This window comes from Pedobacter sp. 01T416_2, from assembly GCF_056398925.1.
Genome location: NZ_JBFTQI010001229.1, coordinates 1 through 1007 on the forward strand (window position 1 = coordinate 1; position 1007 = coordinate 1007).

A 1007-nucleotide genomic window follows, 5' to 3' on the forward strand; every position below is an offset into this window, starting at 1 on the left:
ATGCTATACATAACAATGCAGGGATTGCGCATCCTTCAAAAACGCTCGATCAGACTACAGATGCTGAGTGGGATTTGTTGATGGATGTTAACCTAAAAAGCATTTTATATACCACCCGCCATGGCATCAAGCATCTTAAAAAAACAAAGGGTTGTATTTTAAATACCAGCTCGATGGTAGGCACAATAGGGCAAGATAATCATGCCGCCTATGTAGCCACAAAGGGTGCAATTAATGCATTAACGAAGGCCATGGCTTTAGATTATGCGCCATACAGAATACGCGTTAATGCGGTTTCGCCCGCAGCGATTAATACCCCAACCCTGCAATCATGGAGCAAAGAACAGCCCAACAAAGAAGAAATACAACATTACTTAGATAAACTTCAGCCATTGGGAAGCATGCCAGCCGGTGATGTAATTGCAGATGCTTGCTTATTCTTACTCAGCGATGCTGCCAGATTTATAACAGGAACTATTTTACCGGTAAGCGGTGGAGCCGAACTAGGATACAGAACCATCATATAATCCAGATTATTAACATGATAAACAAAATAGAAATTAGCGACAAACGATTTGAACTATCAACGGGTGCAGGCAGCGATGCTATACATAAAGATCCTCAATACTCTTATGCAGTTACCAATTTAACCAACGATAACGGCATAACAGGAACAGGCTTAGCCTTTACCCTGGGCGCTGGTAACGATTTGGTGTGCAATGCCGCTCAATTTTATGCTAATACCTTAAAGGGAAAAGATATTGAAGAACTGATGAACGATTTTGGACAGACTTTTCGCACGTTGTCAAACGAACAGCAATTTAGGTGGTTAGGGCCACACAAAGGTGTTGTACATTTAGGATTGGCTTCAGTAACCAATGCCTGTTATGATTTATGGGCAAAAAAACGCGGCGTACCACTTTGGAAACTACTGATCGATTTAAGTCCCGAAGAAATTGTGAATACACTCGATCTCTCTTACCTGGAAGATGTACTCACCAAAGAAG

General features: G+C 41.6%; 2 protein-coding genes. Both read left to right on the forward strand.

Going from position 1 to position 1007, the window contains the following annotated elements:
- Positions 1-527 (forward strand): SDR family NAD(P)-dependent oxidoreductase (locus AC1DPQ_RS28745; protein ID WP_477611714.1); only part of this gene is annotated, 527 nt, incomplete at its 5' end.
- A gap of 14 nt (positions 528-541) precedes the next feature.
- The coding region (locus AC1DPQ_RS28750) for an enolase-like domain-containing protein (protein WP_477611715.1) at positions 542-1007 on the forward strand (466 nt) is incomplete at its 3' end.